The sequence below is a fragment of the Paraburkholderia sp. HC6.4b genome, from assembly GCF_014200875.1.
GTDB lineage: Bacteria > Pseudomonadota > Gammaproteobacteria > Burkholderiales > Burkholderiaceae > Paraburkholderia > Paraburkholderia tuberum.
Genome location: NZ_JACHDC010000013.1, coordinates 21,495 through 33,632 on the forward strand (window position 1 = coordinate 21,495; position 12,138 = coordinate 33,632).

The following is a 12,138-nucleotide window of genomic DNA, read 5'->3' on the forward strand; positions in this document are numbered from 1 at the left end:
ATGCGTTAAACAACGCAAGGCCCGTGCCATCGATCGCCTGACGTGGAGGTCGCGTATCTTATTGATTTATATGGATTTCATTGACCTGAAAATGACTGGCAGACGAACCGATTCTCGAAAGTCAGAATCCGCCGGCCGTGCAGGCTGAGACTTCAGCCGCCGTAGAAAGCCGAGCGTGGAAAAATTGACGTCAATTTCGGGCATCGGGGACGCGGTCGCCAGCGCGCATTTCCCAGCTGTCCGCGGTGACCAGTGCTTCTTGCCGAAGATACCGTCAGGCCATTCCCAAAATCAGCAAATAAATCGACTGCGCGACTGACCAGGATGCGAGCGGACTCCAATGCCCGCGAAGGCCGGTTTATTGCCGTCCGATGCGGCAGGACAAGTGGCCGTTGTCGGACTTGAAAGCTGCCGCCGAGTCCCGCCGGTGTTCAGCGGCGGCAGTGGGTCGATCTGGTGCGTTCGCCGTCGGCCGCGTTCGGCCATGAAGCGTCATTCGCCCGCACCATAGCTGGGACATTCGAAAGTCGGCTCCGCTCAGCAAACGGCCATTCATTTCGCAGAGTCGAACGCTGCGTTTCGGCCTTTGCCGACGTTCGTCGATCGACGCTAACGCATCCGCCCATCGCTCCAGATCGGCCATTCACCGCGCGACGACTTCGAACGGCTGCCACCGTGGCCTCGCTGAATGCTTAAACTCGACCCCAAACTGCCATTCGGCAAGCTTGGGGATGCGATTGCGCGCGCCGGTGCCTCTTCAGCTGCCGCAGCTCCGGTTTCGGCTTCGCGGCGCCAGGCACGGTTCTCGTCACACAAACGGGAGACGATCAGAGATCACGGCTCGTGATCTTTTCGCTAACTGGCGCAGCCTCGGGTCTCGGCTGGCCAAAATCTTGTCGTCTTCCGACTCCGCGATTTCGACGACGTCCCTGCAACTAACATCCATTTGTCCATTTCGATTCGACAAACGGGCAGTGAGAGGTCGAAAAGACCACGGGAGAAAGCAATGGCAAGCGCGCCCCTCAATATTGACGATTCGGGCTGCAGCCTTGAAATCAGCGTCGACGAGACACCGGCAAGCTCACGTCGTGTCCGGGCCGGTGACAAGAAAAATGAAGCAGCATTATTTTGCAGTGAGTTTCTCTCTGTCGACATCGATCAGATCGTCAGCGATCTAAATGTAAATGGATATTACGCCTTCCCCTCGGCGATATCGCAATACACGCTGAAAACCATCGAGCGCGACGCGACACAAACGAGACTTGGGCTGAATGAAAACTCCATCAGCGGCGTCTACTCCGAGAAACAGTACTACCTGACCAATCTTCTCGCAGTTTCGAAGACCTTCTACAACTTTGCCACCTCGTCGTTAGTGCTCAAAATCTGCGAGCGATATCTGGGCAACGAATTCCGGCTGAAAGCGCTGCGTTATTATGAAACATATGGTGGACACCATATGCAGTGGCACACCGACAACAAGACTGACAAAGCATTCGCTCATATTCCGGGAATCATTTTTATTTTTTATGTCTCGGATGTCGAGGATGGCGAGTTTCAATATATCGAAGGCTCTCACCTTTGGTCGGGCGAAAAGGCATATAGCGACTATACCGACGAGTTTATCGAAGCGAACTACGAGTCCGCGATCAGGAGCTTCAAGATGCCCAGTGGCTCCTTGCTGATCTACAACACATACGGCATACACAGAGCGAGGCCCGTCAACAACAAGAATTTCGTCAGGAAAAGCGTCTTCCTCCAGGTAGACAGCGAAATCCAAAGGTCCGAGCCGATTATCGTCAACACCGAATTCATCACCCGGTTGAATGACCAGATCTCGATGTTTTTGGGCTTTGGGCAACCGTCCGACTATGAGGTCTTTCCAAAAACCACGCTGAACTCCTTGCCCCTCGACAAGAAGATTATCCGCGTGATGACGAGATATGTTTTGTATCGCCTCTCCCGCGGGGCTTTTTCCAGGCTCCCGCAGTCTGTCCGACTCGCCGTCAGGCGGCTCATCAAAAGGTAGTCGGTTGCGCGGCGGCTCGCCTGCTCTCTTATATAGGTTGCTGACTTAGGGAGTCCTTCTTCTTGAACGAGCTCGTTGCATCGCTTGCGGATGCGACGGATCTCATCTGGACGTCAAGTGACATGGAAATTTTTAGCGGGACGGTGACCTTCTGGTTCATCGACCGGGCACTCGCGACGCGTCGCACTTCCTGATTTCCCCGCCTGTTTCATCAACACAGCCCCGCTTCGACGGGGCTGTTTCGTTTTTGGAGACGCGCAATGATCCTCACCCGCGAACAGCTCGCGGCGGCGGTGCTGCGCGCGAACGTACTGGTATGGCAAGACCCGATAACAGCTCATTCGCCCGCCTCGCTCAATGCGATTCGATCGAGCCGTCGCTGTGCGGATACGTGACGATGCCCCACGCGAGCGGCAGCTCACCGATCTGCTTGAGCGGCTGATAGCTCTTCGCGTCGAGCACGTAAACCGCGTCGGAGCGACCACAAGCGACCATCAGCTTCGAGCCGTCCGGCGTGAAGCTGAAATGCCAGCAGCGCTGGCCGACCGGCACATCGGCGACATGTTCGTACGTGTGGCCGTCGAACACCTGCACCACCCTGTCGCGCGCGGCGGCCACGAAGAGCCGCTGACCGTTGGGACCGAACGCGACGCCATAGGGCCCGAGTTTGGTGTCGACGGTCTTGACTACCTCAAACGTGTGCGCGTCGATCACGACGAACTTGCTGAGCGACTCCAGCGTGACAACATAATGCTTGCCGTCAGGCGACAGCCGGATGCCGCGCGGCCGGCCGCCCGCCGCGAGCTTCACGGTTCGGATCGGCGCGCCGGTTCGTGTGTGATAGATCGACACCGTATCGTCGCCTTCGTTGGTGACCAGCATCATCTGGCCGTCGCGCGAGAATTCGATGCCTTCGGTTTCGTGGCCGCTCGTGACCGAACGGATCACGTGCCAGTTTTTCATATCGATGATCGCGATTTCGGCGGGCGGCTTGTTCGCGTCGTCGTCGTCCGCGCCGGGCTTGTTGCCCGCGTTCGCTGCGGGCTTATTGTCCCCCTTCGCGTCGGGTTTGGCTCCCGGCGGCCCGCCGTCCTCGCCGGGCTCGTAGGTCACGTATGCGTAGCCGTTGCGCACCCGCACATATTCAGGGTTTTTGCCGATCTTCACGCGCTGGACGACCTTGCCCGTGGCGGTGTCGATCACCGCGAGATCGTTCGTGTTCTTGTTGGCGACCAGCAGACGCGTGCCGTCGGCGTTCAGGCTCAGGCCGCGCGGGCCACCGGCGCCGACCGGAAAGGTCTGCGTGAGCGTCATCTGGTCGAGATCTATCACGCCGACGCCGGCCTTCTCGCTCGTCACGTAGGCGAGCGGCGCGGCCGCGGCATGCGCGGCGCTCGCGGCCAGCACGAGCGCGCAGGCCAGCGCGAGGGAACGGCGTGGTGGTCGGGGGAAAATCCGTGTCTCCAGCATCGTTGTACTCCGGGTTGATATGGCGGCGCCGCGATGGTTCGCGTCATCATTTCAAGGTAGCCCACCGGGCGATTGTTTGACAACGCGGATCGGCGGGAGATTTTCCCGAATTGCTTCGCGCCGGCCGTCGCGGGTTTGAAAAGCGGGGTCGGCGGGGGACAATGAGCGCGGAGGTGGCGATGATGCTGCAAGTTGCCATGGTGAGCCCAGCAAGTCCTACGAATGCCGCGGCCGGTTACCGTCGCGCGGCCATCGTGCTGGGCGCCGTGATCGCCGCGCATCTGGTGCTGCTCGCCATCGCGTTGAGCGCGCGTAACCGGATCGTCGAGCGTCCGGTCGAGCCGCGCACGATCACCGCGTCGCTGCTGAGCCCCGAGCCTCCCGCTCCGGTTGTTTCACCTCCCGCGCCGCCCCCACCCGCCGCTGTCGTTCCGACGGCGCCAACGCCGCCGGTCACGCACCCCGCCGTGCGCGTCAAACCGGCGCCGCAGCCTCGCGCGCAGGTGCCGCGCAGTGTGGAAAAGCCTGTGCCGACACCGTCTCCGACACGCGAAAGCACCGCGCAGCCCGTCACGCAAGCCGCCGTGCCATCGGCGGCATCGGCTCCCGCCGTCCATCCGGCGGTGCCCGCGTCGACCGAGCCGCGCAACGTGTCGCACGTCGACTGCTCGATTCCGAAGCCCGACTATCCCGACATCGCGAAGCGGCGCGGCGAGCATGGCACGGCGATCGTGCGTTTCGTCGTCGGGCTGAGCGGGCATATCGAAACGGCGCAGCTGCAAACCAGCAGCGGCTCCGCGCGGCTCGACGACGCGGCGCTCGCCGCCGTCCATGCGGGCGCCTGCCAGCCGTACACCGAAAACGGCACGCCGGTGCGCGCCGCGTACTCGCAGTCGTTCGTGTTCGGACTGACCGAGTGACGCGACAGGGTGAGCGCACCGCCAAACAGACCAGGGACACCAAACGAAGGAACTCGCCATGCAACACTACGGACTCGCAAACGTCTGGGATTCAGGTGATATCGTCACGCGCGGCATTCTGAGCGTGCTCGTGATCATGTCGGTGCTGTCGTGGACGGTGATCATCGTGAAGCTGTGGCAACTGATCCGCCTCAGGCGCGCAACCCGGAGCGACGCGCGCTTCTGGAGCGCGGACCGCTTCGACGACGGGCTGCGCAGCCTCGGTCATCCGGAATCGGGCGCGCACGACAACCCGCTGCTCGCGCTCGCGCTGGCGGGCCATGAAGCCGCGACGCACCATCGGCAGACGCAGCAGCATCTGCACGACCGCATCGACGTGTCCGACTGGATCACCCGGCGTCTGCAGGACACGATGGACGAGACGATCGCGCGCCTGCAAAGCGGCCTCGCGATTCTCGCGTCGATCGGCAGCACCGCGCCTTTCGTCGGGCTGTTCGGCACCGTGTGGGGCATCTACCATGCGCTGATCGTGATCGGCGAGACCGGTCAGACCTCGATCGATCATGTCGCCGGCCCGGTCGGCGAGTCGCTGATCATGACGGCGTTCGGGCTCTTCGTCGCAATTCCCGCCGTGCTCGGCTACAACGGTCTGACGCGCGCGAACCGCTCGATCGTCGCGCGCCTGAAGCGCTTCACGCACGGCTTGCACGCGTACTTCGTGACCGGCTCGCAGTTGCCGTCGAGCGCCGGGCCGCAGATGCGTGTGGTGCCGCGTGGCACCAACGCGACGAACGCAAACCGCGACGGAGACCTCGAATGGCAATGAGCCCTTTCTCCGACGACGATCAGGGTTTGATGAACGAGATCAACATGACGCCGCTCGTCGACGTGATGCTGGTGCTGCTGATCATTTTTCTCATCACCATTCCGGCGCTGCAACACGCGGTCAGGATCGATCTGCCGCACGCAAGCAGTCAGCCGGAAGCGCTCAAGCCCGCGCACGTGGACGTCGCGGTGCAGGCGGACGGTACGGTGCTGTGGGACGGTCAGCCCGTGACCGACGACGCCTTGCGCGCGCGCATCGCGCAAGCCGCCCTCGCGACGCCGCAGCCGGAGCTGCATTTGCGCGCCGATCGCAAGGTGGCGTACGAGCGGGTGGCGATCGTGATGTCGGCGGCGCAGCGCGGCGGACTGACGAAGCTGGGCTTCGTGACCGATCCGCAGTTGGGCAAATGACGCGGCGCGGCGTGCGTGTTCGGTGCGTGCCGGCACACAAAGTCCCGCTTATCGGCGGCGAAAGAATCTCTGAATTTGAATCGGCGGACGGCTCGGCTATCGTGGTGCGTGTCTGAACGGCACCCCACCCTTGCGAGGACCGCACGATGCAAGCCCTCATCTTCGACGTCGACGGCACGCTCGCCGACACCGAGACTGCTCATCTGCACGCATTCAACGCCGCGTTCGCCGAAGCGGGCCTCGACTGGTTCTGGGACGAAGCGCTCTATTCCAGCTTGCTGAAAGTGGCGGGCGGCAAGGAGCGTCTGCTGCATTACTGGCGCACGGTCGAGTGCGAGGAAGCCGGGGGCCCGCGAGCGCGAGAGGCCGTCGACGCGCTGCACGCGCTGAAGACGCGCCACTACACCGAGCGCATGCGCGAGCGCGGCGTGCCGCTACGACCCGGCATCGCGCGTCTGATCGACGAGGCGAACGAGGCCGGTCTACGCGTGGCGATCGCGACGACCACGACGCCCGCCAACCTTGACGCGCTGCTGCAAGCGCATTTCGGCGCCAGTTGGCGCCATCGCTTCGCGGCGATCGGCGACGCCGGCACCACGCCGGCAAAAAAGCCCGCCCCCGACGTCTATCGCCACGTGCTCGAACAGCTCGGCTTGCAGCCCGCGGCCTGTCTCGCCTTCGAGGACTCGCGCAACGGCCTGCTGGCAGCGCGCGCCGCGCGCGTGCCCGTCATCGTCACGCCGAGCGCTTTTACCGCGCGCGAGGACTTCGATGGCGCGCTGGCCGTGCTGCCTCATCTCGGCGATCCGCACGCGCCGATCGTTCCGATGGTGCGCGGCGAATGGCATCGCTGGGTGGATCTGGCGACACTGCGCCGTTGGCATCAAGACGCCACGCGTCGTCCCGATTCGGCTGCGCACGCCGCACTGAACGCGGACCAGGCGAACGCGAGCGCGTCACGGCAATGAACGGCGACTACCACGCTGTCCTGATCGATCTCGACGGTACGATGGTCGATACCGCGCCGGACATCGTCGCGGCTGCCGGCCTGATGCTGACGGACTTCGGCGCCACGCCGCTGCCTTACGACAGGGTGACTGGCTTCATCGGCAACGGCGTGCGCAAGCTCGTGCAACGCTCGCTGGATGCGGCGGGCCTCGGCGAGCACGTCGAACTGGACCACGCGCAGGCCGTGTTCGAGCGGCACTACGCGGTGACCAACGCGGCGCTGGGTCGGGTTTTTCCTGGCGTGATGGCCGGGCTGCGCGCGTTGCAGCAGCACGGGTACCGCTGCGCGTGCGTGACCAACAAACCGCAGGCGCTGGCGGCGGCGCTGCTCGACAAAACTGGGCTTGCCGCTTATCTGGACGGGCTGGTCGCGGGCGACACCGTGGCGAGCATGAAGCCGTCGCCCGAGCCGCTTTGGCACGCGTGCCGGCTGCTCGACGTCGAGCCCGAACGTTGCGTGCTGGTCGGCGATTCATCGGTCGATGTCGCGGCGGCGCGCGCGGCCGGTCTGCCGGTCTTCATCGTCAGCTACGGCTATGGCAGCGCGAGCGGCGCCGACCTGCCGCGCTGCGATGCGCTGATCGATTCGTTCGAGGCATTGCCGGCGATTCTGGCGCAAGCGCGGCCGGCATTGCGTGCGTGATTCGAGCCGCTAACCCGCCGACAACAACCCCGCGACGCGCTCCGACTTCGTCTGCACCGCGATATCTTTCGCCGTCATCCCGCGATTGTCCTTCAACGACCGGTTCGCGCCGCGCGCGAGCAACAGCTGGGCGGTCTCCGCGCGATCGTATCCCGCCGCCCACATCAGCGCGGTCAGATCGTTCTTGTAGGTCCGGTTCACGTCGACGCCCGCATCGAGTAACTGACCGACGACCTTCGTTTGCCCCTGGCCCGCTGCGTATTCCATCGCGGTCTTGCCGACGCGATCGGTCGCGAGCGGCTCGGCGCCATGCGCGAGCAGCAGCGCGACGATCTCGTCGAAGCCGCCGTAGGCTGCGGCCATCAGCGGTGTATCGCCCGGCGCGTTCGCATGCTGCACGTTCGCGCCGCGCTCGATCAGCGTGCGCGCCATCGCCGTATCGCCCTTCTTGCACGCGGTGACGAGCGCGGTGTCGCCGATCCGGTTCATCGCATCGACCGACGCGCCGCGCTGCAGCGCCGCGACGACCGACTGCTGATCGTCGTCCTTCGCGGCCGCGAGCAGTTGGCGGTTGATTTCCCCCTGGTCCTGGGCGAGCGCCGGCACCCATGCGCCGAATGCGGTGGCGAGCAGAACGGCGGCCGCAAGCTGCCGAGTGAACATGTCTGTCATGGTGTCTTCCCCGTGCTAATGCAGATTGTTGATATAAGCGGCCAGATGATGGATGTCGTCGTCGGACAGATTACGCGTCACGCTGGTCATGTTGCCCGCATCGTTGGTGCGCGTGTGCGAGCGAAAGTCCTGCAACTGCTTGACGATGTACTGATACTGCTGGCCCGCGACGCGCGGAATCTCGTTCTGCCCGGAAAAGCCACCCAGGTGGCACATCGTGCACAACAGCTCGGCGGCCTTCTTGCTGCCCGCCTCGATGCTCGCGCCATCCGCGTTGAACGGCACCGATACGGGCTTCTGCGCGGCGAAGTAGTCGGCGAGGTCCTGCATGTCCTCGCTCGACAGGTTCGCCGCCATCGGTGACATGCGCGGATCGCTGCGCCGTCCCTGCTTGAAGTCCTTCAGCTCCAGATACAGGTAGCGCGCGGTTTGCCCGGCCAGAATCGGATAGTCCGGATTGGTCGAATTGCCCATCGGCCCATGACAGGCCACGCACACCTGCGCTTTCGCCTTGCCCGCCTCGGCGTCGGCGCGCGCGCCCGACGGCAGCCATGCGGCGATCAGTCCGCCGCACAGCAGCGCCACCCATGCAGCGCGCGCCCCACCCGGCGCTCCCCGCGGCGCCGGCCGCCTCATGGCACCGCGAACACGACGACGCTATTGCCGCGCTTGAAGTCGATCTGCGTATTGCCGCCCGCCGCGACCGCGATGTACTGCTTGCCGTTGACCGTGTACGACACGGCCGGCGCGTTGACGCCCGCGCCGCACTGGAACTCCCACAGCTTCTTGCCGGTGGCGGCATCGAACGCGCGGAACAGGCCATTGCCCTCGCCGTTGAACACGAGACCGCCCGCCGTTGCAAGTACGCCGCCGATCAGCGGCTGGTCGGTCTTGTAGTCCCACGCGATCTTGCCGGTGTCGACGTTGACGGCCGACAGCTTGCCCCATTGCGCCTCGGACGGAATCAGCTTGAAGGCGCCGCCGAGCCACAGCTTGCTGCCGCCCGGATAGGCGGCGTCCTCGACCTGGTACGTCATCGGCTGATTCAGGTTGGCCGCGTAGACGAGGCGCGTTTGCGGATCGAACGCGATCGGCGACCACTCGACGCCGCCGTTCGCGCCCGGCAGCATGCGCGCGCCGGCTGCTGTCGGCAGGGTCCACATGTTTTCCTGCGGAATCATCGCCTGCGAGAAGCGGATCAGACGGCCGGTCGCACGATCATGCACGTACACGTGACCGGTCTTGCCCGCATGCACGATGCCGGGGATCATCTTGCCGTCGTTGTCGCGCACGTCGATCAGCACCGGCGGGCTCACTGCGTCGAGGTCCCAGACGTCGTGCGGCACGTACTGGTAGTGCCATTTGTACTTGCCGGTGTCGAGATCGATCGCGACGAGCGAATCCGTATAGAGGTTGTCTCCCGGCCGGATCGCGCCATACAGGTCCGGCGACGGGTTGCCGACCACGAAATACACCGTGTGCGTTTTCCGGTCGATCGCCGGCGTCATCCACACACCGCCGCCGAGCGTCTTGTAGAAGTCGCCGCCCTTGTCGGCCAACTGCTTCTTCTCCGCGTCGATGTCGCGCTTCTCGTCGCGGCCGGTCGCGTCTTTGGTGGCCCACACGCCTTCCTGGCCGGTTTCCGGAATCGTGTAGAAGGTCCACAGCAACTGGCCGGAATTCGCGTCGTACGCCTTCACGAAGCCACGAATGCCGTACTCGCCGCCGTTCGTGCCGATCAGCACCTTGCCGTCGACGACCGTCGGCGCCATCGTTTCCGAGTAGCCCTCGTCGGGATTGGCGATCTGGCTTTGCCACAGCACGTTGCCGGTTTTGGCGTCGAGCGCGACGAGCTTGGAGTCGAGCGTGCCCATATAGAGCCGGTCACCCGAAATCGCGACGCCACGATTGTTCGGCCCGCAACAGAACGTCGTGACCGGACCCATCTTGTGCTTGTAATGCCAGAACTCTTTGCCCGTCGTCGCATCGATCGCGTATACGTGATTGAACGACGTGGTCAGGAACATCACGCCGTCCTTCACGATCGGCGCCGTTTCCATCGACTCGTTGACGGCCGTCTGGAAGATGAACGCCGGCCTGAGCTTCGCGACGTTCGTCCGGTTGATCTGCGCGCCGGGGTAATAGCGCGTCTGCGCGTACGAGCCGTTCGGATGGAGCCAGACCGCCGTCATGCTGCCGGCGCGATCGAGCTGATCCTGGGTCACGGGCTGAAGCGTCGATGGCACCGGCGCGGCGGTGGTGGTCGAGCTGTTCTGTACTTCGTCGGCGGCATGAGCCGCAGGCAAGCCGAACGCGATGGCGAGCAGTGGCAGGCCGACAATTCCCTGAATACGGTTGAATGGCATGAGCGTCTCCTAGCTTTTTATTGTTCCTATGAATTGCAGCGCAGGAGTGCGACATGGATCCACGCGGACGACAGCGTGAAAGAGCACGATGGCGCAACCCTCGCAGACAACAAAAGCGTACGACTTCGAATCGTTGTTAGCTTTGTCAGGACGGGTCGGCTTCGCAGAGAGGGGAGAAGTGATGCACGGGTCCGCGGAAAACCGGCTCGTTTAAGGGTAGGCGATGTGTTGTGGATTTTCTAGATTAAATCGTTAAGGAGTGGCGAGCGATCAGCGTGCACCGTTGTGGTCGCTGACCGCCGCCCTGGTCGTGGCGTTTTCACCTGGGTCGCTTCGCGTTGCCGCCGCTCGTTGAGCTGATCAGAACCGGCCGCCGCGCGAATCGGCCCCCTGCTGATAGTTCCGGTTGGTCTGTTCTGGATTCCGGTTCACCAGCGGGCGCGCGTAAAGTGGGTGATGCAGGCTCCGTACTTCGTGTTCGAGCCGGAAGCAACGCTCTCCGGATGACAGATCGAGCAGGTCGGCAAACCGGTATTGATGCGGCTCTTCTCCATATACCAGACCTTTTTCGGCGAGCCGCGTGAACGGCCCCGAAAAAGCAGCGGTGTAAATGGCGATGTGGTGTCCGTCGTATTCAGGAATGGGCTGGGTCGTTTCCGCGTACAGCAGTTGCTGATGCGTGCCGATATCGATCACCGCGCGGTGCAATCCATGCTTCTCTTCGATGTCGACGCTCGCATCGAACATATCGCGGTAGAAGCGCGCGATAGGCAACGCGCTGCCGACCGGCACATCCATCTTCACGAACGCGATGCCCAGATCGATGTCCGACCACGGAGCCGACGCGGATCGATGGAGAGGATCGAGGCACTCGTAGCGGTTGCCCCACGGACACGTCACTTCGACACTGCCTGCGCGCTCCGTCCAGCCGAACGCGGTGCCGGCGAGCAGCGGTTCAACCGAGCGCAGCCGCCTCACCAGCGCTTCGAGCTCGCCGACCACGAGACCGACACTGCCGCGCAGACGTTGCGCCGCCCCGTGCGGCAAGTGAATCTGCGACCGGCCGACGTTGATCCACATATTCTCGACCCCGGTCATCACGAACGGATCGCGCGTGAGCCCAAGGCCGGTGACGTAGAAGGCGGTCGCGAGAATCTGGTTGGGGATTTTCAGGTTGACGTGTTCGAGCAGGATCAGATTGCCGGTATCGTCGTTAGCGTAAGAGTGTTCCATGTGTTTGCCTTGTGCATGAGCCGCGAAACGCTGGACAAATTATGCATCAACAGGGCAAATGGTACGTGCTCGTGCAGCTCGGGCGGCGCGGCGGCGCCGCCATGTTCGGAGGCGTACGAAGCGACACGCATGCGTTTATTGCTTCAGAATCTTCCACGGCCCATTGCCGGTTTTGCAGACGATCGGCGTCCACGTTTGGGTCTGTCCTTTCGCGACCGCGGTCAGCGTCGCGGTCCGGCAGGTTCGATCGCCGTCCTTCGTCGTGTCCTGCGGCGTCACCGTGCCCTTGATCGAAACGGAATTGCCGGTGCCCGCATTGCTCCACTCGTACGATTCGCCATCCTTTTTTGTATCGAGCGCCTTTTGCGCCGCGTCGTTGAGCGCTTTACGGTCGGCCTCGCGCATGTAAGTAACGGGCGTGTCTTTCAGAAAGTTCAGGTTCGCTGCGTAACACAACATGGGGCTGGCGAGCAGCGCCGCTGCCGCAAGCCACTGCGTGATCGTGTGGGCGTACGCGGCGGCGAGTGCGGGCGCGCCTGCGCCAGGACGAAATTGACGTGACAT

13 protein-coding genes are annotated in these 12,138 nt (G+C 63.4%); 7 read left to right on the plus strand and 6 right to left on the minus strand.

Going from position 1 to position 12,138, the window contains the following annotated elements; all coding sequences use genetic code 11:
• The first annotated feature begins 1,006 nt into the window (after window positions 1-1,006).
• Both HDG34_RS20025 and HDG34_RS39310 read left to right on the plus strand, forming a co-directional pair.
• Window positions 1,007-2,026 (plus strand): phytanoyl-CoA dioxygenase family protein, encoded by a 1,020-nt coding sequence (locus HDG34_RS20025; protein WP_184061849.1) that lies wholly within the window; start codon window positions 1,007-1,009, stop codon window positions 2,024-2,026.
• Between the two features lie 62 nt (window positions 2,027-2,088).
• Entirely contained in the window at window positions 2,089-2,220 is a 132-nt protein-coding gene (locus HDG34_RS39310) for a hypothetical protein (protein ID WP_260321254.1), read from the plus strand.
• A 160-nt stretch (window positions 2,221-2,380) separates the two neighbouring features.
• Here the strand turns inward: HDG34_RS39310 and HDG34_RS20030 are convergent, their stop codons facing one another.
• Window positions 2,381-3,496, minus strand: a complete 1,116-nt coding sequence (locus tag HDG34_RS20030) for a beta-propeller fold lactonase family protein (protein WP_221309203.1) — start codon at window positions 3,494-3,496, stop codon at window positions 2,381-2,383.
• 179 nt (window positions 3,497-3,675) lie between these two features.
• Here HDG34_RS20030 and HDG34_RS20035 point away from each other — a divergent pair, with 179 nt between their 5' ends.
• From HDG34_RS20035 to gph, 5 genes are all read left to right on the plus strand, one after another.
• The gene (locus HDG34_RS20035) at window positions 3,676-4,416 is read left to right on the plus strand and encodes a TonB family protein (RefSeq protein ID WP_260321256.1); all 741 of its coding nucleotides are present in this window, start codon (window positions 3,676-3,678) and stop codon (window positions 4,414-4,416) included.
• Between the two features lie 58 nt (window positions 4,417-4,474).
• Window positions 4,475-5,242 (plus strand): MotA/TolQ/ExbB proton channel family protein, encoded by a 768-nt coding sequence (locus HDG34_RS20040; protein ID WP_184061851.1) that lies wholly within the window; start codon window positions 4,475-4,477, stop codon window positions 5,240-5,242.
• Window positions 5,233-5,652 (plus strand): biopolymer transporter ExbD, encoded by a 420-nt coding sequence (locus HDG34_RS20045; protein WP_184061852.1) that lies wholly within the window; start codon window positions 5,233-5,235, stop codon window positions 5,650-5,652. Before HDG34_RS20040 ends, HDG34_RS20045 begins: the two co-directional genes overlap by 10 nt.
• A gap of 146 nt (window positions 5,653-5,798) precedes the next feature.
• Window positions 5,799-6,620, plus strand: coding sequence for an HAD family hydrolase (locus HDG34_RS20050; protein WP_184061853.1), 822 nt, complete (start codon window positions 5,799-5,801; stop codon window positions 6,618-6,620).
• Window positions 6,617-7,303 carry a phosphoglycolate phosphatase gene (gene gph, locus HDG34_RS20055; RefSeq protein WP_184061854.1) on the plus strand — a complete coding sequence of 229 codons (687 nt, stop codon included), beginning with the start codon at window positions 6,617-6,619 and terminating at the stop codon, window positions 7,301-7,303. Before HDG34_RS20050 ends, gph begins: the two co-directional genes overlap by 4 nt.
• A gap of 9 nt (window positions 7,304-7,312) precedes the next feature.
• Here gph and HDG34_RS20060 read toward each other — a convergent pair whose 3' ends face one another.
• The 5 genes from HDG34_RS20060 to HDG34_RS20080 form a co-directional block, all read right to left on the minus strand.
• Complete coding sequence (locus HDG34_RS20060; RefSeq protein ID WP_184061855.1) at window positions 7,313-7,975, minus strand: ankyrin repeat domain-containing protein; 663 nt, start codon at window positions 7,973-7,975, stop codon at window positions 7,313-7,315.
• Window positions 7,976-7,990: 15 nt separating this feature from the next.
• Window positions 7,991-8,611, minus strand: a complete 621-nt coding sequence (locus tag HDG34_RS20065) for a cytochrome c (RefSeq protein ID WP_184061856.1) — start codon at window positions 8,609-8,611, stop codon at window positions 7,991-7,993.
• Window positions 8,608-10,341, minus strand: coding sequence for a PQQ-dependent dehydrogenase, methanol/ethanol family (locus HDG34_RS20070; RefSeq protein WP_184061857.1), 1,734 nt, complete (start codon window positions 10,339-10,341; stop codon window positions 8,608-8,610). Before HDG34_RS20070 ends, HDG34_RS20065 begins: the two co-directional genes overlap by 4 nt.
• Window positions 10,342-10,701: 360 nt before the next feature.
• Window positions 10,702-11,574, minus strand: a complete 873-nt coding sequence (locus tag HDG34_RS20075) for a VOC family protein (protein WP_184061858.1) — start codon at window positions 11,572-11,574, stop codon at window positions 10,702-10,704.
• A 135-nt stretch (window positions 11,575-11,709) separates the two neighbouring features.
• The gene (locus HDG34_RS20080) at window positions 11,710-12,138 is read right to left on the minus strand and encodes an RT0821/Lpp0805 family surface protein (RefSeq protein ID WP_184061859.1); all 429 of its coding nucleotides are present in this window, start codon (window positions 12,136-12,138) and stop codon (window positions 11,710-11,712) included.